The sequence below is a fragment of the Bacillus sp. JHAA genome (genome assembly GCF_036961585.1).
Taxonomy (GTDB): Bacteria; Bacillota; Bacilli; order Bacillales; family Bacillaceae; genus Bacillus; species Bacillus velezensis.
Map to the genome: position 1 here is coordinate 412,368 of NZ_JBAMDE010000004.1, position 20,115 is coordinate 432,482.

Genomic DNA, 20,115 nt, shown 5'->3' on the forward strand with positions numbered 1-20,115 from the left:
ATCACGGGTTTTTCATTCATTTCAATTTCTTGATCTCTTCCGTCAGCTCTTTGAATTTTTGATCAAGCTCACGATATTGTTTATCAGCCGGAGTCATGAAGCTGAGTTTTCCGAGGACTTCCTGCCGTTCGGTCTCAAGCTTCAATCGCAGTTCTTCAGCATCGTCCCTGACGGAGGGAGATTCTTTCCATTGTTTTCGGACGCTGCCGTTTGAGATATCAAGCCGGATGTCCGTCGTCTTTTCGACAAAGTAACGATCATGTGAAACGATGATGAGCGTTCCGTCGTATCGGGCCAAAGTGTCTTCAAGCTGCTCGCGTGACGGCAGATCAAGGTGGTTTGTCGGCTCATCCAGAATCAGCACATCTTTCTCCTCCAGAATAAACGCCATCAGTTTGCATTTGACCCGCTCTCCCATGCTCATCTTGCCGATGGGTTCCGTCCATTGCGCTGCGGTAAATCCTAAATGCTTCATGAGAGATTGAACATTTCCTCTTTCCTCGAACGTTTCTTTGTAAAAAAGCTGTTCGGGGGTTTTATCAAGCGGGAGGTCGAATACTTCCTGCGTTAAATATCCGACGTTTGCAGACGGAGAAATCCATATGCTGCCCTGCGCTTTTTCCTGCCCGAGGATGACCTTCAATAATGTTGTTTTCCCGCTGCCGTTCGGGCCTGTAATCGCGATCTTTTCACCGTGCATCACAGTGAAATTCACGTTTTTAAAAAGCGTTCGTCCGTCATATGACTTTGCGGCATCCCTTACTTCTAAAAAACGCTTTCCCGCTTTTTTGCGGTGTTCAATGGAAAAACGGACTTCATACTCCGCTTCAACCGGTTCTGCTTTCGCTTTTTCAAGCTCTTTTTCAAGGCGCTTCTGCTTTGATTTAATCTGGGCGTCCGTGCGTTTTGCTTTTACGCGATGGTATTCTTTAAATCCTTCTATTTTCGTTGATTGGGCGTGGGCTTTTTTTGACCAGGCGCTCAGCTCGTTCATTTGAGCTTCAATCCGTCTGATCATATGCTGCTGATTCTCATATTCCCGCTGCTGTGTCAGCCTTCTCTGTTTGCGGACCTCCATATAGCTTGAATAATTCCCTTTATGCTCAATGAGTTTCTTTCCTTCGATGGCCCAGATTTTTGTCGCCGCTGCATCTATAAAAGCACGATCATGCGAAACAAAAATAATGGTGCCTTTGTAATTCTTGATCTGATTTAGCAGTATTTCTAAACTGTGCTGATCGAGGTGGTTCGTCGGCTCATCTAATAACAAAAGGCTGCTTGAGGAGGAGAAACCTTTAGCAAGACGGGCTTTCAGTTTTTCTCCGCCGCTCAATTGTGAAAAGGCGCGTGCGGGCACGTTCCACTTTTCTAACAAGGCTGCCTCCGCAGGTTCCGGATGGCCGGAATCATAAGCTTCCGTTTCTTGTTCAACCATATATACGTTCACATCTTGCACCATCTGGATCTGTCCTTGTGACGGCGCTTTTTGATTGCAGATCAATTGCAGCAATAAAGATTTGCCGGCGCCGTTTTTACCGATAACGCCGATGATGTCACCTTGCTGAACGCTCGCGCTAATCTGTTCAAAAAGGGGAACGCTGTTGATTTCATAACTGATGCCGCTTAACTTTAACATTTCTTTCATATGTCAATCCCTCGCTTTTAAGGGAGGACCAAAAAAATCCTCCCAATTGATTTGGAAGGATTAGCCGTACCTGTGCATGATCAAATAAGCTATTTTTACATAGCTTTCGTATCGTATAGAAAATGGGCAGACTAATCCTATTTTTTCTGATTTGAAATATTTGATTTCAAACGGTCAAAATAAGATTAGTTAATCATTGTCCACCCATCATCCCTTCGTATTTGTTACAAACAGTGTAGCACACACTTATCTGTAAAAGCAAAGGGTATAAGCCTTTTTATTCCAGATTGGAGACTTCCCACTCTTCTTCTAAAACGGCATAATAATATTCGTCCCACCATTCATTATCTTGGGGGATGCATTTTTTAAAAAATCCTTCCCGTCTCATTCCGATCTTTTCCATCACCCGGTGCGAAGCCATGTTTTCCGGCTGACATGTCGCAATGATCCGGTGTAATTTCATCTTGTTAAACCCGAATGCCAGCACGGCGCGCGCCGCCTCTGAAGCATATCCTTTGCCCTGGTATTCCGGGTGAAACACCCAGCCGATTTCATACGTATGATCGCCAAAATACTGAAAAAAAGCAATGTGGCCAATGACCGTTTTTTCATCCTTCAATAAAACGGGAAACTTCCCGGCATGTTCACCGCTGTTTTCAGTAACGAATTTCCTGGCATCATCTTCGGTAAAGACACCCTCTGGTATATATTTCATGACATTCGGATTTGAGGCGTACGCATAGACATCCTGCCAATCTTCCGGTTCAAATGTCCGAATTACGAGCCTGTCAGTTTTGATATTCATTTTTTATGTTCCTCCATCAAAAAAGGTTTCATTTACTACTTCGATTGAAAGATGTAAAAACCTTTGAGCGGGGAAGAGCCGAATAAAAAAAGCCTGCAGCTATACACTGCAGGCGGTTATTTTTCATTTGCGGCGGCGGGCAGGTTTGTAGACCCGAATTGCCCTCCGACAGCTTCTTTTACTTCATGAATAACGATAAATGATTTCGGATCAATTTTTTGAACATGTTTTTTGATTTTCAGCAATTCGTTCTTTTTAATGACAACATAGATAATGCGCTTGTCTTTGCTGCCGTAATACCCGTATCCGTAAAAAATCGTCGCCGCATTGCCGTACTCGGAGGTGATGGCTTTGGCGATTTCTTCGTATTGGTCAGACATAATGGTGAGGGCTTTTTTATTATGGAAACCCTCAATGACAATATCGACGATTTTGGCGCACAGATATACGAATATAAACGTATACAGCATATGATTGATGCCGATCGCTAAAACGGATGCGAAAATGATGACACAATCCATATAAAACATGCTTTTGGAGATGTTAAAGCCCTTTGTGTAATTTAATAAATACGCCAAAAGCGTGGTCCCGCCGGTAGATCCGTCAGCAATAAAGATCAATGCCAGCCCCGCTCCCATCAGCAGAGCGCCGAATACAATCCCGAGCACCATATCGTGCACGCCGAACGGAATAAAGCTGACGATGCTGAGAAAAACAGAAGTCATTCCCGTACCGAGTATCGTGTATAAAATCGTTTTTTTCGTTAAAAATTTATAAGCCAGCCCGATAAAAATCAAATTTACAACCAGAGTCGTAATACTTGCAGGTATATGGAAAAGATAATATAACACGAGAGCGATTCCCACGGTGCTGCCGTCCCCTAAATGATTCGGGATGACGAAAAATTCCACGGACGCCGCAATAAGAAAGGCTCCGGCCATAATCATCAGTATATCCTTGCAAATGTTCTTCATGTGCAAACCTCCTCCGCAGTCAAAAATATATAAAAAACAAAAACGCCTCAAAAATTATCCAGCAGAACTAAATAATTTTTAAGACGAATCATTCACAATCTCGTTTGTTCATTCAGTAAAGAATGATCAGCTTCAATATCGAAGATTATATAGACACCTTCACATCTTGTCAATGCCGTGAAAATTGATTTTTCTGCAGTGTATATGAGGTTTAAATCAATTTAAAACGAGGAATTATATCAGAAGAGTTTTCATTTCTGCTCTATCAATAAGAGAAATGTAATGAGAGACAACGAAGAAGGGATGATGACATTGGAACGAATTTTTATCAGTCCGGCCAAATACGTGCAGGGAAAAAACGCCATTGAAACGATCGGCGGACATCTGGAGGGCGTTGGTGAAAAAGCCGTCGTCATCGCGGACAAAACCGTATGGGATATCGCGGGCCACAAGGTGACGGCTGAATTAAAGAAAAGCAATATCTCTTCTGAAGAGGCGGTTTTCAACGGCGAAGCCTCCCAGGAAGAAATGAAAAGAATTGCCGGCATCGCAGAAAAAGCAGGCGCGACTATTGTCATCGGAGTCGGCGGCGGTAAAACGCTTGATACGGCCAAAGCCGTATCAGATGAAATAAACGGCTATACCGTTATCGTGCCGACGGCCGCTTCAACGGATGCTCCGACAAGCGGGCTGTCTGTCGTGTATTCTGAACAAGGCGCGTTCGAAAACTATCGTTTCTATCATAAGAATCCTGACCTGGTTCTGGTCGATACGAAAATCGTCGCGGAAGCTCCGCCGCGCTTTTTAGCATCAGGGATTGCCGATGCGATGGCGACGTGGATAGAGGCGCGCAGTGTCATCGCCAATGGCGGTAAAACGATGGCAGGCGGAATTCCGACAATCGCCGGAGAGGCTATCGCGGAAAAATGTGAAGCGGTATTATTCAAATACGGCCGTCTCGCTTATGAGTCTGTGAAAGCGAAAGCCGTTACGCCCGCATTGGAAGCGGTGGTTGAAGCCAATACACTTCTGAGCGGACTGGGATTTGAAAGCGGCGGCTTAGCTGCGGCGCATGCCATTCATAACGGATTTACCGCGCTTGAAGGTGAAATCCATCACTTGACCCACGGTGAAAAAGTGGCATTCGGCACGCTCGTTCAATTGGCGCTGGAAAAACGTTCGCTTGAGGAAATTGAGCGGTATATCGCGTTTTATATCAGCTTGGGGCTGCCTGTCACACTTGAAGACATCAAATTGAAAGACGCATCTAAAGAGGACATTATGAAAGTGGCAGAAGCCGCGACGATTGAAGAAGAAACAATTCATGCCGCTTTTGACGTGACGGCTGACGACGTGGCGGATGCCATTATAGCGGCTGATCAATACGCAAAAGCATTTAAAGAAAAACACGCGTAAAACCTTTTACCGCGTGACCCGGACCCAAGGGCTGTTACAGCCCTTGGTTTTTTTATGCCCTTTGAAAACTTTTAAAAATAAAGAAAAAATTATGATACAATATACAAATGTTTTGAGAGATTGACAAAGGAAAGGTGGGAACGATATGCTTCATAATCCGACCGGTAAGGAGCGGCTTGCGCTGGCTTTTCTTCTCGGAATGCTTGCGATACTGGGGCCGCTCAATATAGATATGTATCTGCCGAGTTTCCCTGAAATCGCTGAAGATTTAAGCGCCCGCGCATCGCTTGTCCAGCTCAGTTTAACCGCATGTCTGATCGGATTGACAATCGGACAGGTTGTTGTCGGCCCGTTAAGTGACGCGAAGGGAAGAAGAAAACCGTTATTACTATGTATTTTTTTATTTGCGTTGTTTTCTCTGTTTTGCGCACTTGCACCGAACATTACTACATTAGTGATTGCCCGTTTTCTTCAAGGATTCACCGCTTCGGCAGGACTCGTTTTATCCCGTGCAATCGTCAGAGATGTGTTTTCGGGAAGAGAGCTTTCTAAATTTTTCTCGCTGCTGATGGTCATTACCGCCGTCGCGCCGATGGTGGCGCCGATGACGGGAGGCGCGATTTTACTGCTTCCGTTTGCATCATGGCATACGATTTTTCTCTTTTTAACCTTTATCGGGTTTTTGCTTGTTCTCATCATTGCGTTCAAGCTGACAGAAACCCTGCCGCCGGAAAAGCGGATTCCGAGCTCCATCGGAAATTCCGTGCGGACAATGGGAAGCCTGCTGAAGGATCGGTCATTTATCGGCTATGCGCTGACGGTCGGTTTTATTCACGGCGGGAGCTTTGCGTATGTCTCCGGAACGCCTTTCGTGTATCAGGATATTTACGGAGTATCGCCTCAGGTATTCAGTGTTTTATTCGGCATAAACGGTCTGGCGATCATTACCGGAAGCTTTATCATCGGGCGTTTCGGCGGAATCATTCACGAAAAAAGCCTGTTGAGAATCGGCGTGATTACAGCGATGACGGCGACTGCCGTTCTGCTCGTCATGACGATCATTCACGGACCGCTGGCGGCGCTGGTGATTTCAATTTTCATTTATATGATTACGATCGGCATGACGCTGACAAGCACCTTTACATTGGCGATGGAAAAGCAGGGACACCGCGCGGGAAGCGCAAGCGCACTGCTCGGCATGCTTCCGCTTCTTCTCGGTTCCATCGTGTCGCCGCTTGTGGGGATGAATGAAGCGACGGCCGTCCCGATGGGGGCAATTATGTTCACGACATCCGTTATCGGTTCCATCGCTTTTTTCGCCTTAACAACAAAAACGGAGAAAGCAAAAAAGGAGTGAAATGATTCACTCCTTTTTTTGATGCCCGTTATTCATATTTCTTCAGCACGATTGCCGAATTATGCCCGCCAAAGCCGAATGAGTTGGAAAGGCCGATCGTTAACGATTGCTGGCGGGGCCCGTCTGCTACATAGTCCAAATCACATGCCGAATCAGGGTGCTGCAGATTGATCGTCGGCGGGATGATGCCGTGTCTCAGGCTTTCTGTCAGAGCGATGGCTTCAACGCCGCCTGCCGCGCCAAGCATGTGGCCGAGCATTGATTTGTTTGCCGTAACCGGAATATCATACGCAAGCTCCCCGAATAATGTCTTGATGGCCAACGTTTCAGAAAGATCTCCGGCTTTTGTGCTTGTCGCATGAGCGCTTACGACATCAATGTCTTCCGCTGAAACATTCGCCTTTTTCAAAGCGTTTTTCATCGCCAGGTATGCGCCCGTTCCTTCCGGATGGGAGGCCACCATATGATAGGCGTCAGAGCTCGCACCGTAGCCGAGCACCTCACAAAGGATCGGGGCATTTCTGCCGATTGCGCTATCCAATGATTCCAATACTAAGATGCCCGCGCCTTCACTCATGACAAATCCATCGCGATCCGCGTCAAACGGCCGGCTTGCCGCGGCGGGGTCTTCGTTTCTCGCTGACAGCGCGTGGGCATTGCCGAAGCTGGCTAATGACAAATTCGTAATCGCCGCTTCCGCTCCCCCGGCAAACATGATATCTGCGTCATCATTCCGAATGGCGTTGAATGCTTCCCCGATCGACGTATTGCCGATGGAACACGCGGTGACGGGAGAAAGTGAGGGGCCGAGCGCGCCTAATCTGATGCTGATTTGAGCGGCGGCCGCATTTGAGATCATCATGGGGACAAGGCTCGGGCTCACTTTTCGCGCTCCCCGTTCATTTAAAGTATGAACATTATCAATCAAAGTCGTGATGCCGCCGATTCCCGAGCCGACGTACACGCCGAGGCGTTCACGGTCAATCTGATCGAGCTGAATCCCGGAGCTTTCAAGCGCCTGTTCCGCTGCCGCTAGAGCAAACTGGCTGAAACGGTCAAGCCGTCTCGCTTCTTTTCTGCCCCATCTTTCTTCTGCGTCAAAATCACGGACGGTACCGGCTATTTTTGTCTTTGAGCCGGAGACATCAAATGAATCGATGAAAGAGATTCCCGATTTTCCTTCCGTCAGGTGTTTCCAAAATGTATGCACATCATTGCCGAGAGGTGAAATCACTCCCATTCCGGTGATCACAACTCTTTTCATGGTCATTCCTCCTTCGGTATGTATTTATTGTAACTCGCAATTATCCTATTACAAGTTGTTGATTATCCTAGTATAATGAATACCAGGGTAAGAGAGGAGAGATTCGGTATGATACCAGAAGGAAGATTGCAGGCGCTCTCAGAGTTTTTAAAAACGCAGCGGGCCAAAATTTCTCCGCAGATGGCCGGGCTGCCGATGGGCACACGGAGAAGAACGCCCGGACTCCGAAGAGAAGAGGTCGCGCAATTAGCCGGCGTAAGCACCACGTGGTATACGTGGCTGGAGCAGGGCAGAGACATTAAAGTGTCCGCAGCCGTATTGGACGCCGTTTCCGATGCGCTGCAGCTGAACAAAGATGAGAGAAATTATTTATACGCGCTTGCTATTGAGGAGGGCGTGAAGCAGCCGTTTACCGCGGAGGAAGAAGCGGTTATCAGCCCGTCGCTTTCAAAAATCCTGCAGGAGCTTCGTTATTGTCCCACCATTATCTCGGACAGGCGGTGTCATATCGTGGGATGGAACCAGGCTGCGGCGCACGTGTTTTTAGATTTTGAACAAATTCCTCCTGAAAAGCGGAATCTCATAGAGCTATTGTTTTCCAGAAAAGAATTAAGAAGTTTAGCCGTGAACTGGGAGCACTTTGTGAAAGGATTCATCGCCATTTTCAGAACGTATTACGGCCAGTATGTAGCGGATACGTGGTATTCTCAGTTTATAGAAGAAATGGAGAAAACGTATTCGGAATTTCATACGCTGTGGAATGAGAGCGAAGTCAGCTCGGCACCCGAAGTATTAATTGAGTTCCGCCACGCGAAGGCGGGAAAAATGGTCTTTAACCTGACTTCATTTCAGGTTCAGGGCAACAGTGATCTGCGCTGCAGTGTGTATACGCCGGTAGATCATACCGAAACGGAAGCAAAGCTGAAAAAGCTCTTCGAAAACAGATGAAGAACAGAAAAAAACGGGAGGCGGCCGCCTCCCGTTTCAGTTTAAAATAAAAGCATGAGACCGGCGATGGCCGGTGTTAAAAAGATGGCTGATTTCAGAATGACTTTCGGCACGAGGTTGGTGAATTTCGCTCCGACATATGCGCCGCACATCGTTCCGATCAGCACTTTGACCAACAGCATATAATCGACAAATCCTTCCGTCACATAACCGAGTCCTCCGCCGACCGCAAGCGGGATAATGACAAGCATGGTGGTGCCGACCGACTGGCGGATGGATAAGCGCAAAAGAATCATTAAGCCGATTTGGATGAAAGGGGCAGAGCCGATCCCGAACGTTCCGGACAAGATTCCTGCGATGACACCGAGTACAACGGCTTTCACCCATATGTTCAGATTGCTTTGCTGTCCGGAATCTTCTTGTGTTTCTTTTACAATAAATAACCGGACTAAAATAAGCAGAGCAGATAAAAACAGCATGCCCGCCGTCAAGTAATGCAGCAAATCTGCGGGGATAAGGGAAGTAAGCCTTGCCCCGAAAAACGAACCGAATGCCGCAAAAACGCCGACGATGAGGCCGATCTTCATCTGAATATTGCCTTCACGGTAGTGGCTGAAAGCCCCCGACAAACTTGTGAAAGCCATTCCGGCAAGGGAGGTGCCTAAAGCCGTATGAATCGGTACGTGAAACAGTATAGTTAAAAGTGCAATGACAAAACCGGCTCCCCCGGCGCCGATAAACCCGAGAATAATCCCGAGAAGAAACATAACGAGTATAATAAGCACAATCTTCTCCTCCATTTAGATGCCTGATCACCATGTTCCGCTCCGCTTTATCAGGTTTTAATAATCGACCGTAGTCCGTCGACCGTCGTCTAATATCTTTATGTTACCTCAAATTTAAGGTATTGGCAAGAAGCCGAATTGCTTATATACAGAGGGTTTACAGCTCTTTCACCATCACTTTTTCACCATTGAAGTCCAGCTCTCCATTGAATAAGAAGCCGAATTTTTGATAAAGCCGCAATGCGTGGACGTTATCTTCAAACAGGCTTAAATAAATCCGTCTGCAATCATATATTTGAGTGAGATGACGGATTAGGGCATCAAGCAACAGCTTGCCCAATCCCCGTCCCTGATAGCGTTCATCAATAAAAAAACGGTCAAGCCACACTCTGCCGTTTTCATTTTCCTCATCATATTCCGGAAACCATCCGTACATGGCAAAGCCGACCAATTCCCCGTTAACATAAAGACCGGCCGGCTGATAATGCCGGCAATCCTCAGCATCTTGTAAGCACTCTTCCGCGGTTTCAATAAATGAAGTCTGGCTTTCCCTTACATGAAGCGCCAGTATATCGGCACGGTTTTCTTCCGTGACTGTTCTAATTTCAATCGTCATACTTGATACTCCTCTTCCGCTTTTTTTGAGACGGTAAAGCTTTCATTACGTAAGCCATTTGTGAATCAGCCTTCTCTCGGATACAATGATCATCATAAAGGATATGGTTACCGTATAGTCAAGGAGGCATTATGAGCGAAGACGTCAGAAAATACTTCACAACGGGTGAATTTGCAAAACTGTGCCACGTAAAAAAACAAACCCTGTTCCATTATGACGAGATCGGCCTGCTTTCTCCGGAAATCAAAAAAGCGAACGGATACAGATACTATTCCTATCATCAATTCGAACTGTTTCAGGTCATCGGTCTGTTTAAGGAGGTCGGCGTTCCCTTGAAGCAGATCAAACCGCTCTTAACAGACAAAACCCCTGAGGGTATCATCACGCTTTTAAAAGAGAAATCTTCAGAAATCGAAAGCAAAATCAAAAAGCTGGAGCACCTGCAAAGGATGATTCGGACAAAGGTGAAGCTGACCGAACAAGCCTTGGAGACAGATTTTTCCTCCGTCTCATTGCAGCGATTAGATGAAGAGACACTTATGATAGGACGGCCCGTACTCCATTTGCCAGAACGGCAATATACTGCCGCCATTTCAGAATTGATCCGCTATATGCGGGTACATGAGCTCGATCAGGGGCATCCGGTCGGCGGACTGTTTGCGCGGGAGCAGATTCTGAAAAAAGAATTCTACAACTACACCCATTTTTATATGAAGACAGAAGAAGGCATAGAGAATAGAGACCTCCATATCAAGCCGAAAGGGCTTTATGCCGTCGGGTACCAAATAGGGGATGAAGCGGAAGCGGCTTACCGCAGCATCATGCAGTTTATTGAAGAGTATGGGCTGGAAATGGGCAATTATGCATATGAAGAATATATGCTTGATGAGGTTGTGGCGGACGGGTTTGACAATCAGATCACAAGAATCCAGCTGCAAGTCCGCAATCGATAAAGCCGATGCCGCCGTTCATTTACGTCTTTTAACAAACCTTGTATAATGAGAAAAATCAGTTTGCAATTGAGGTGAAAAACGATATGTTTCTAGCGCCCTTATTTGAACATGATGTACCGGCAGCACTTCTCCGCCCTTAATGGAGGAAAGTGACTGCGCTTCTCTCCGTTAGGGCATATGACGTGACCTAATATGATAACGGAGGGTGCATCAAATTGAAAAATACATTGTTCGGTTCAATTTATTTGGCATTGGCCGCCAGTATCTGGGGCGGTATGTATGTCGTTGTAAAAGTTGTGGTAGCGGTCATTCCGCCGCTTGAACTGGTATGGCTGAGATATGCGGTGGCGCTTCTTTCGTTTTTGATTCTCAGTTTATTTACACGCCAATCCTGGAAAGTTCATAAACGTGATTTATTACTGATCGCTGCGATCGGATTGATCGGCAACACGGTTTCGATCGTCACGCAGGAAATCGGCACGAAATTATCAACCGCGCAGATGGGTGCGATTATTACGGCATCCACTCCCGCATTTATGGTTGTATTTGCCCGGCTGATGTTGAAAGAACGGTTAACGCTGAAAAAAGGAATATCGACAGGGCTGGCGACGATCGGAGTATTGCTCATTGTGGGGAACGGAGATCTCAATATGTCGAGCCAGCTCGGCGGTCTCTCGCTTCTGGCTGCGGCGCTGACATGGGCTTTGATGTCCGTGCTGATGAAACGGGTTCCCGGCCATTACTCACCGCTTGTCGTCACAACGTATTCCATTTGCGTCGCATTTGTCATCCTGACCCCGTTTACAGCGGGCCCGCTTCGGGAGATTCCTTTGTCTCAGCTTGCCCGGCCTGAGATATGGGGCGGACTTTTATATCTGGGTGTGATCTCAACCGCCTGCGCGTTCATGCTTTGGAATCGCGGATTGCAATTACTGAATGCGGCAAGCGGCGGTCTGTTTTTCTTCTTTCAGCCGCTTTCCGGGACTTTGCTCGGCTGGCTGCTGCTGGGAGAGACGATCGGAGGAACCTTCTGGATCGGGGCGGCTCTTATTGTTTCAGGCGTCGTTCTCGTCATGAAAGAAAAATAGAAAATGAAAAAAAGCCATTCAGCAAATGAATGGCTTTTTTCTGTTTTCCCGGCAGGATTCGCCCCTCCATAAACAGAAAACAAGGAGCAGAAACGGATCATGGGCACCGGTACTCTCAAGGTGCAATATCCTGACTCTTGGGGTTTCGTCAATTAACATAACGGGCGGTGAAAAAATGGAGCCAAAATGGCTAGATTGGGCAAAACAGCTTCAATCCGCGGCGCAAGCGGGGCTGGCTTATTCCAAAGACATATATGATATTGAGAGATTTGAAGAAATAAGAAAAATAAGCGTGGATATCATGGCGCATCATACCGGCACCGACAAAAGGGTCATCAAAGACGTATTCGCCGGTGACACGGGCTATCCCACTCCGAAAGTTGATATCAGAGCGGCAGTCTTTAAAGATCAGAGCATATTAATGGTAAGAGAGAAAAGCGACGGCAGATGGGCGCTGCCGGGCGGATGGGCTGATATCGGGATTTCTCCGGGCGAGACCGCTGTCAAAGAAGTAAAAGAGGAGTCAGGAATCGACGTAAAGCCCGTTAAACTGTTAGCTGTAATGGATAAGAAATGCCATTCCCATCCGCCGTCCGCCGCCCACGTTTACAAAGTGTTTATCAAATGCGAGATCATCGGCGGCCGGATCAGGGAGGGAACAGAAACAAGCGCCGCCGGCTTTTTTGCGGAAACGGAACTGCCGCCGCTATCTGAAGCCCGCAATACAAAAAGTCAGATTGAAAAGATGTTTGCATATCTCAAACATCCGGACGAACCCGTTTATTTTGATTAAGGCAGCAATCAGAAAGAAAAGGGGGCCCGAGTATAATGGAGGATTCAATTAAACAGCAGGCGCAGCGGCAATTTGCCAAAAACGCCGCGAAATATGTGACTAGTCCAGGACACGCCGCAGGAGAGGATTTGGCGTATCTCGTTTCAGCTTCCGGTGCCGAAAAGCATATGGACGTGCTGGATATCGCGACGGGAGGCGGACATACGGCTAACGCTCTCGCTCCTCTCGTACGCTCTGTTATCGCCTATGACCTCACGGAAGAAATGTTAGCAGCCGCTGAAGCATTTATAACCGGAAACGGATGGACGAACGTGTCATTCGAAAAAGGCGATGCTGAAAAGATGCCGTTTTCCGATGCTGCTTTCGATATCGTCACATGCAGAATCGCGGCGCATCATTTTCCCGATGTCAGAGCCTTTGTTCATGAAGCGTTTCGGGTTGTCAAACCGGGCGGCAGACTGCTTCTCATTGACAATACCGCACCTGAAAAGGATGAATATGACCATTTTTATAATGACATTGAGAAGAGACGGGATCAGAGCCACTTTCGGGCGTGGAAAAAAACAGAATGGCTCCGTTTTCTGGAGACAGCCGGCTTCCGGATTGAATCCGCTGTCTGCTTTTTGAAACCATTTCAATTTACCGTCTGGTGTGAACGGGCAGGCCTGACTGAAGAGAAAGCCGCATTACTGGAAAAACAGATGCTGGATGCTCCTCGTGATATACAGCGGTTTTTTTCTGTAGAAAAGGATCAATCAGACCGTATTGCGGGCTTCACAGGTGAATCGGCCTGTTTCTGCGCGATCCGTCCCGTCTGAGACGAAAAAAACCGCTGTGCAGTTTTCCTGCCCGCGGTTTTTTTCGTATTATCTGTTCTTGATTTGAGAAATAATAGCGGAAGTGACATCTTCCGTTGAATGTTTTCCGCCGACATCAGGAGTCAGAATGCCGCTGTTTGTGACCGTTTCAATAGATTGTAAGAGGAGATGGCCCAGTTCCTCTTCTCGGAATGAATCGAGCATTAATTTCGCCGTCCATATTTGGCCTATAGGATTGGCAATTCCTTTTCCGACAATATCCGGGGCGGAGCCGTGAACAGGCTCAAACATGGAAGGATATTTGCCGTTTACATTGATGTTGGCTGCGGGAGCGATTCCGATGCTTCCCATAATCGCCGCGCCGATATCTGTCAGCACATCTCCGAACAGATTTGAAGCGACAATGACATCGAAGCGTTCCGGCTGCGTGACAAAGAAGGCCGCCAGTGCATCGATGTGCTGGGAATCCGTCTCAATCCCGGCGTACTCACGGCTGACCTCTTTAAAGATGTCATCCCAGAACGGCATCGAGTGAACAATACCGTTTGATTTCGTCGCGCTTGTGACGTGTTTCCGCCGACTTGCCGCCAGTTCGAAAGCATACCGCATCACTCTTTCCGTACCCCGGCGGGAAAAGACCGCGTTTTGTATGGCGATTTCGTCCTCACCCTGATAGATTCTGCCGCCGACAGAGCTGTACTCGCCCTCACTGTTTTCGCGGACGACTATCAGATCAAAATCTTTCGGGTTAACGAGGGGGGAAGTGATTCCCGGCAGGAGCTTCGCCGGCCGCACATTAATCACCTGTTCAAATTCCCGGCGTATCTTGATGAGCAGCCCCCACAGCGAAACATGATCGGGGACGAGTTTTTGATTCCCCACCGCTCCCAAAAACAAAGCATCAAAGTGCTGTAACCTTTCTAATCCATCATCCGGCATCATCGTCCCGTGCTCCAAATAATACTCGCAGCTCCACGGAAAAGAAGTGAAATCAAAGGCAATGCCTCCATGTAATTCGGCGATCGCGTTCAACACCCGCTCCGCTTGAGGGACTGTTTCTTTCCCCACACCGTCCCCCGGTATGCTGGCAATCTTGTATGTTTTCATGTTTCCGTCACCTCTGAATGAATTGTTTTCGGTTTACGGCAGACTGTCGACCGTCGTTCATCATAATTCCATATTACGCCACATCCGATATGCTGACAAGCTCGGGAATGTTGCTTCCATAGATAAACTGTTATATGATCTTGGTAACAATAAGGCCTAAATTGTATGAAGAGGTAGGAAAGATGGATAATTTTAAATTAGATAAGCCAATCCCGTATTATCTGCAATTTTATTCCCAATTGAAAAAAATGATATTTGACGGGATTTTTAAACCGGGTGAACGGCTGAATGAGACTCAGCTGGCCAAGGATTTCGGAGTCAGCCGGTCGCCGGTCAGAGAAGCCATGCGGCTCCTTGAAAAGGACGGGCTTCTGACGGCAGACGATCGAAACGGCTTTGTCATTTATTCTTTGTCCGTTAAGGATGTTGAAGAGATTTATAAAATCAGAATGTCACTTGAATCACTGGCGGTCGAACTGGTTATTGATGAAGCGGCTGAGAGTGAAATTGAGCTCATTGAAAAACAGCTGCGGGAGACGGAAGAAGCCATCAATAAAGGCGTCAAAGAGACTGAGATTATTTCCTTAAACGAGTCGTTTCATCGGCTCCTTGTGGATTTCAGCCGCAACAGCCGGCTGGCCATGCTGCTTGAGCATGTCAATGTGCTGATTCATTTTTGCAGAGTTCTTAATTTTAAAGGCGATGAACGTGCGGAGGTTATTCTGCATGAGCACCGGAAAGTCTTTGAAGAAATAAAAAAGGGCGACAAAACAAAAGCCGTGCAATATATGACGGAGCATCTCAAGCATGATGAAGAACATCTGAAAGGCGTGCTGAGAGCGGAAGAAACAGACGAATCATCACGATAGACAAGGCGAAATGCCTTGTCTTTTTTTTGCCGATGTCATCGAACCGTCATAAAGACCTGACGGATGTTCCTTGCATGATTTTTTCCGCGTCATTTATGATGGATATGGAAGAGACGCAAAAAAGGCAAAGGAGATTGAAAAATGGCGAAACATATTCTGATGATCAATTTTCCCGCAGAAGGACACGTAAACCCGACATTGGGTATGACAAAGGCCTTCAGCGATCGGGGCGATCACGTTCATTATATCTCAACGGAAAAATACAAAAGCAGACTGGAAGGAGTAGGGGCGAAAGTTCATCTTCACAGCGATCTGCTCAGAATGACACCCATTGATCCCGGCAGTCCGTCCGGCATACTTGCATTTTTAAAGGTTCATATCAAAACGTCACTGGAGATTTTACATATTGTGCAGCGGCTGGCAGAGGACATTCAATTCGACGCCGTCTATTATGATAAATTCGGTGCGGGAGAGCTGGTGCGGGACTATCTCAACATTCCCGGCATCTCTTCTTCAGCATCCTTCCTGTTCAATGAAGACCGTCTGAAAATACTGCCGCTCCACCCGGAATCGGGCGTGCCGTTTCAGCCGGACAGGGAATGTGAAGAGCTGTTGGCCGAGATGAAAGACAAATACGGTGTCGCCCCTGACAGCATGGTTCAATTTATGAACAACACAGGTGAATTGAACGTCGTCTATACAAGCAGATATTTTCAGCCCGAAAGTGAGACATTCGGAGATGAGTATTTATTTATCGGTCCGAGTTTTCCGAAGAGAAAAGGGCGCGTCGACTTCCCGATTGACGCATTAAAGAATGAAAAAGTCATTTATATCTCAATGGGAACGGTGCTCGGGGACACGGAAGCGTTTTTCAATCTGTGCATAGACGCGTTCTCAGATTTTGAAGGAAAAGTAGTCATTGCCGCCGGGGAAAAAGCCGATCTGTCGAAAATCAAACAGGCGCCGGAAAACTTTATCATCGCCCCGTACGTGCCGCAGCTTGAAGTGCTGGAGCAGGCCGACGTGTTTGTCACGCATGGCGGAATGAACAGTGTAAATGAAGGCATTCATTATCAAGTGCCGCTGGTCGTCATCCCGCACGATAAAGACCAGCCGATGGTTGCGCGCCGCCTGACTGAATTGGATGCAGGCTATACCGTGCAAAAAGATGAAGTGAGCGCTGAAAAGGTAAAGCTTGCCGCGGAAGAAGTGCTGCATAACGGAAAATACAAACAAGGCATTCAAGCCATTAATGAAAGCTTTAAAGAATGTACGGACATGAAGGATGTTCTCGCCCGGATCGACCGGTTTATTGAACAAAAACATGCTCAATAATACATGGAAAAAGCCTGTTTCCTCTGTCAAAGGGAAACAGGCTTTTTATAATGGCTTTTAGATGATGTGATGTTCTGCATTTGCAAGTTTCACAAGAGTCAAAAGAGATTCTGCCTCACGTGCGTCGAGTGTTTTTGCCAGACGGTCTTTTTCAAAGATCTGCTGGCCGAAGACATTCACTGACGCCTGGTCAACCGCTGTGTGCCAGTTCTTTTGTGAATGATTCTCAGAAAAAGAGAAAACGAACACGGTGAAGACCGCTATAAGCATCGCCATGACCCAAAATTTTTGCCGATTTCCTGCTGCTGACATAGGCCGCCTCCTAAACATTTTACTGGTATTAGATCATATATGAGCTGTTTTTAACAGAGTAAAGAAGTCATTATTTCATGTAGTCCAAATGAAACGGAGCACAGCCGAAAGCCCGCCGGTCAGGCCGATGAGCCAATTCATATTTTGTTCATATTTTATTAAAAGTTTATCCAAGTCTGTCCTTTACAGTAGATATAACCACAAAATGCTGCTGAAAGGAGCCTTTAAAAAATGCATATTCATATGATCAACAAAAACCAGTTTGAGAGTGACTTGGAGGCGGCCGGCTTCAGCCGTCAGGCAGATGATATTATCGGCAAAATGAAAGAGTACGTAACGGAATACGCGGCTTCATCCGAACGGTTCCTGATTGAAATTCAAACCGTCATGAACGAATACAAAGCCGTCGTCTGCGCGATGTTTTCGACTATGGAAATTGCCGGTGCAAATAAAGACGAGAAGCATGTTGAATTCGAAGCCTGCACAGTATTGTGTGAATAAAAGACATTCATCAAACCTCCGCGGCTGCCTGAACGGCAGTATACTGACTGGTGTTCCGGAAAGGGAAAATATTGAAACTTCTAAAGCGGCCGTTCGTATAAAAGGGTAAATCAGCTTGTATATGGAGGTTCGTGAAATGAACGAAAAGAAAAAACAAGCGTTTGAACAGCTTTTCAGCACTTTAGACGAAAGACATGAAATAAACGGCGCTGTATTGGCAGCGGAAAACGGCCGCATCTTATACCAGGGTTCATTCGGCGCTGCAGAACTGAAAACAAAGAGGATGCTGAATGACCAATCGGTCTTTGAATTGGCCTCAGTATCTAAGCCGTTTACAGCTTTGGGCGTTATCATTTTAGAGCAGCAAGGGAAGCTGCGTTATGACGATATGATAGAGCGGTGGCTTCCTGATTTTCCTTATCCGGGCATTACCATTCGGCATTTACTCCATCATACGTCAGGATTGCCGGACTATATGGAGTTGTTCTTAACACATTGGGACCGGGACAGAATTGCCGTTAATCAAGATGTGATCAATATGCTCAAGCAGCATAAGCCGGATGCTTATTTCCCGCCGGGCAAGGAGTGGCTTTACAGTAATACGGGGTATGTGGTGTTAGCGGTTATTATAGAAATTGTATCAGGCATGAGTTTTGCTGAATTTATGAAACAAGCCGTATTTCATCCGCTTCGTATGCACGATACGCGGATTTATAACAGAAGGCTGAGTAAAGAAAACATTCCGAACTATGCATATGGCTATGTGTATGATGTTCATTCCGGAGAATATGTGCTGCCGGATGAACTTGAGGAAACTGATTATGTCGTCTTTCTTGACGGAATTCAAGGTGACGGAACCGTTAACTCCGCTATAAGAGATTTATATCTGTTTTATCAGGCTCTTTATACGGAAGAAATCATCGGCAAAGAGTCTAAAGATCAAGCGTTTACACCGGGCTATTGGAATGAAGAAGAGCAATTCGGATACGGATTTGGCTGGATGATTCAAAACAGCCCCCAAAAAGGGAAGGTTATCAGTCACGACGGAGGCTGGCCGGGCTATTCAACTCTGATGATCCGGTATATTGACCAGAATAAAACATTCATTTATCTCAGCAATATGGAACAATCGTATCAATTTGAACAAGCTGTAATTGCCGCGGCTGTAAACATCTTATTTGATCAGCCATACGTGATTCCGAAACGTCCGGCAGATCAGAAAAAAGCAGATATCGATCCTGCGATTTACAGCAGATTTACCGGCAATTACTCATTTCAGGATGACACACATGCATCGGTGGCGGTAAAAGAAAACCGATTGTATCTTACAATAGACGGGCAGACTCCATTCGAATTATTCCCAATGACGGAAACCCGTTATTTTGTCAGGGCGCTGCCGCTTGAAATTGAATTTGCAGGTGATAAAGCACAAACAGCCCCGCATTTCGTTTTATATCAGGACGGCACAGAAGAAACGGCTGTGCGGATAGACTGAGTGACATGCAAAACAAAACCGCCGTCCTGAGAAGACGGCGGTAATAGAAAAGTCAAACCCCTTAGATGACGCGAAATTTTCTTTTCGGCTCTGACATAAATATAGAAGAAAAAATCATAGCTCCGAGCATTGTGATGTATTCCATATAAAGCGAAACCTCTGCCAAAACCAACCCCGCAATCATTAAAACAGCGCCCAATACCACCGCAAAAACCTTCGTTTTCATGATGAGTTCCCCCTATTATCTGATAAATGAATTATACTGCATCTCCATTAATGTGTACATTTTGTGAACAATTTCACCTGATGAAAGGCAATAAAGAGAGATTTGAAGAATTAGGAGAAATGACAGGCCATCTTTTTGTTTTACTGAAGAAACGAAAGGGAAAGTGAAAAATCAAAAAGGCAAAGGAGTTCTTGAAATGAAAGCGAGACTATTTTTATTCAGCATGTTTCTCCTGATCCCCGTTCTGGCGCTTGCCGGATGCAACAGCCAATCTTCAGGAGGAAGCGAAAAAGCGAAAGACAAAGAAACGCACTCTCACGAAGACATGATTCACTCAGGTTCATCCGAGGTGCCGAAAGATTTAAAGAAGGCAGAAAATCCGACTTATAAGGTCGGCAGTGACGTCATGATTTTAGCTTCTCATATGAAAGGCATGAAAAATGCACAAGGAACCGTAAAAGGTGCTTATGATACAACGGTTTACAGTGTGTCTTACACTCCGGAAACGGGAGGAAAGCGCGTCGAAGATCATAAATGGGTCATTCAGGAAGAGCTGAAGGGCGCCGGGGATAAAACGTTAAAACCGGGTGACAAGGCCGTGATCGAGGCATCTCATATGAAAGGCATGAAGGGCGCCGAAGCCGTTATTGATTCAGCCAAAAAGACAACCGTTTATATGGTCGACTATACACCGACTGACGGCGGCCAAAAAGTAACCAATCATAAATGGGTGACAGAAGACGAGCTTGCTGCCGCAAAATAAAAAGACCGCAAAAGCCGAAGGAATTCCTTTGGCTTTTTTGCGGTC

At 46.5% G+C, this 20,115-nt stretch carries 21 protein-coding genes; 12 read left to right on the plus strand and 9 right to left on the minus strand.

What is annotated here, in order from left to right:
• Positions 1 to 16 precede the first annotated feature (16 nt).
• The 3 genes from abc-f to V7728_RS12280 form a co-directional block, all read right to left on the minus strand.
• A complete protein-coding gene (abc-f, locus tag V7728_RS12270) occupies positions 17 to 1,645 on the minus strand; it encodes a ribosomal protection-like ABC-F family protein (RefSeq protein ID WP_099566452.1) in 1,629 nt (542 codons plus the stop codon).
• 277 nt (positions 1,646 to 1,922) lie between these two features.
• Positions 1,923 to 2,450, minus strand: a complete 528-nt coding sequence (locus V7728_RS12275; protein ID WP_082999034.1) for a GNAT family N-acetyltransferase — start codon at positions 2,448 to 2,450, stop codon at positions 1,923 to 1,925.
• Between the two features lie 116 nt (positions 2,451 to 2,566).
• Positions 2,567 to 3,424: a YitT family protein gene (locus tag V7728_RS12280; protein WP_082999035.1), complete on the minus strand. Its 858-nt coding sequence runs from the start codon at positions 3,422 to 3,424 to the stop codon at positions 2,567 to 2,569.
• 282 nt (positions 3,425 to 3,706) lie between these two features.
• Here V7728_RS12280 and V7728_RS12285 point away from each other — a divergent pair, with 282 nt between their 5' ends.
• Together V7728_RS12285 and V7728_RS12290 are read left to right on the plus strand one after the other, a co-directional pair.
• Complete coding sequence (locus V7728_RS12285; protein WP_014304447.1) at positions 3,707 to 4,840, plus strand: glycerol dehydrogenase; 1,134 nt, start codon at positions 3,707 to 3,709, stop codon at positions 4,838 to 4,840.
• 145 nt (positions 4,841 to 4,985) lie between these two features.
• Positions 4,986 to 6,197 (plus strand): Bcr/CflA family efflux MFS transporter, encoded by a 1,212-nt coding sequence (locus V7728_RS12290; protein WP_082999036.1) that lies wholly within the window; start codon positions 4,986 to 4,988, stop codon positions 6,195 to 6,197.
• 28 nt (positions 6,198 to 6,225) lie between these two features.
• Here V7728_RS12290 and fabF read toward each other — a convergent pair whose 3' ends face one another.
• Positions 6,226 to 7,461 carry a beta-ketoacyl-ACP synthase II gene (fabF, locus tag V7728_RS12295; RefSeq protein WP_021495025.1) on the minus strand — a complete coding sequence of 412 codons (1,236 nt, stop codon included), beginning with the start codon at positions 7,459 to 7,461 and terminating at the stop codon, positions 6,226 to 6,228.
• Positions 7,462 to 7,569: 108 nt separating this feature from the next.
• On the opposite strand from fabF, the gene V7728_RS12300 reads away from it, so the two are divergent.
• Positions 7,570 to 8,409, plus strand: coding sequence for a helix-turn-helix transcriptional regulator (locus V7728_RS12300; RefSeq protein ID WP_014417044.1), 840 nt, complete (start codon positions 7,570 to 7,572; stop codon positions 8,407 to 8,409).
• 41 nt (positions 8,410 to 8,450) lie between these two features.
• Here the strand turns inward: V7728_RS12300 and V7728_RS12305 are convergent, their stop codons facing one another.
• Both V7728_RS12305 and V7728_RS12310 read right to left on the minus strand, forming a co-directional pair.
• The gene (locus V7728_RS12305) at positions 8,451 to 9,194 is read right to left on the minus strand and encodes a sulfite exporter TauE/SafE family protein (protein ID WP_015416927.1); all 744 of its coding nucleotides are present in this window, start codon (positions 9,192 to 9,194) and stop codon (positions 8,451 to 8,453) included.
• A gap of 157 nt (positions 9,195 to 9,351) precedes the next feature.
• Positions 9,352 to 9,810, minus strand: a complete 459-nt coding sequence (locus V7728_RS12310) for a GNAT family N-acetyltransferase (RefSeq protein ID WP_032866763.1) — start codon at positions 9,808 to 9,810, stop codon at positions 9,352 to 9,354.
• A gap of 131 nt (positions 9,811 to 9,941) precedes the next feature.
• On the opposite strand from V7728_RS12310, the gene V7728_RS12315 reads away from it, so the two are divergent.
• The 4 genes from V7728_RS12315 to V7728_RS12330 all read left to right on the plus strand — a co-directional run bounded on the left by V7728_RS12315 (position 9,942) and on the right by V7728_RS12330 (position 13,462).
• Positions 9,942 to 10,763, plus strand: a complete 822-nt coding sequence (locus V7728_RS12315) for a MerR family transcriptional regulator (protein WP_082999037.1) — start codon at positions 9,942 to 9,944, stop codon at positions 10,761 to 10,763.
• A 215-nt stretch (positions 10,764 to 10,978) separates the two neighbouring features.
• Entirely contained in the window at positions 10,979 to 11,851 is an 873-nt protein-coding gene (locus tag V7728_RS12320) for a DMT family transporter (protein WP_099566453.1), read from the plus strand.
• Between the two features lie 175 nt (positions 11,852 to 12,026).
• Complete coding sequence (locus V7728_RS12325; protein ID WP_059368361.1) at positions 12,027 to 12,644, plus strand: NUDIX hydrolase; 618 nt, start codon at positions 12,027 to 12,029, stop codon at positions 12,642 to 12,644.
• Between the two features lie 35 nt (positions 12,645 to 12,679).
• Entirely contained in the window at positions 12,680 to 13,462 is a 783-nt protein-coding gene (locus V7728_RS12330) for a class I SAM-dependent methyltransferase (RefSeq protein ID WP_025284338.1), read from the plus strand.
• Positions 13,463 to 13,510: 48 nt separating this feature from the next.
• Here V7728_RS12330 and V7728_RS12335 read toward each other — a convergent pair whose 3' ends face one another.
• On the minus strand, positions 13,511 to 14,569 hold the full coding sequence (locus V7728_RS12335) for a tartrate dehydrogenase (RefSeq protein ID WP_082999038.1): 1,059 nt from the start codon (positions 14,567 to 14,569) through the stop codon (positions 13,511 to 13,513).
• A 182-nt stretch (positions 14,570 to 14,751) separates the two neighbouring features.
• Between V7728_RS12335 and V7728_RS12340 the strand changes: the two genes are divergently transcribed.
• Positions 14,752 to 15,438, plus strand: a complete 687-nt coding sequence (locus V7728_RS12340; protein ID WP_082999039.1) for a GntR family transcriptional regulator — start codon at positions 14,752 to 14,754, stop codon at positions 15,436 to 15,438.
• A 141-nt stretch (positions 15,439 to 15,579) separates the two neighbouring features.
• Positions 15,580 to 16,773 (plus strand): macrolide family glycosyltransferase, encoded by a 1,194-nt coding sequence (locus V7728_RS12345; RefSeq protein WP_082999040.1) that lies wholly within the window; start codon positions 15,580 to 15,582, stop codon positions 16,771 to 16,773.
• Between the two features lie 57 nt (positions 16,774 to 16,830).
• Here the strand turns inward: V7728_RS12345 and V7728_RS12350 are convergent, their stop codons facing one another.
• Positions 16,831 to 17,085: a hypothetical protein gene (locus V7728_RS12350; protein ID WP_007409304.1), complete on the minus strand. Its 255-nt coding sequence runs from the start codon at positions 17,083 to 17,085 to the stop codon at positions 16,831 to 16,833.
• Between the two features lie 231 nt (positions 17,086 to 17,316).
• On the opposite strand from V7728_RS12350, the gene V7728_RS12355 reads away from it, so the two are divergent.
• Positions 17,317 to 17,586, plus strand: coding sequence for a hypothetical protein (locus tag V7728_RS12355; protein ID WP_007409303.1), 270 nt, complete (start codon positions 17,317 to 17,319; stop codon positions 17,584 to 17,586).
• 136 nt (positions 17,587 to 17,722) lie between these two features.
• Positions 17,723 to 19,081, plus strand: coding sequence for a serine hydrolase (locus V7728_RS12360; RefSeq protein WP_082999041.1), 1,359 nt, complete (start codon positions 17,723 to 17,725; stop codon positions 19,079 to 19,081).
• 61 nt (positions 19,082 to 19,142) lie between these two features.
• Here V7728_RS12360 and V7728_RS12365 read toward each other — a convergent pair whose 3' ends face one another.
• Positions 19,143 to 19,307 (minus strand): hypothetical protein, encoded by a 165-nt coding sequence (locus V7728_RS12365; protein ID WP_165913843.1) that lies wholly within the window; start codon positions 19,305 to 19,307, stop codon positions 19,143 to 19,145.
• A 196-nt stretch (positions 19,308 to 19,503) separates the two neighbouring features.
• Here V7728_RS12365 and V7728_RS12370 point away from each other — a divergent pair, with 196 nt between their 5' ends.
• The gene (locus V7728_RS12370; protein WP_059368350.1) at positions 19,504 to 20,070 is read left to right on the plus strand and encodes a YdhK family protein; all 567 of its coding nucleotides are present in this window, start codon (positions 19,504 to 19,506) and stop codon (positions 20,068 to 20,070) included.
• Positions 20,071 to 20,115: the final 45 nt, after the last annotated feature.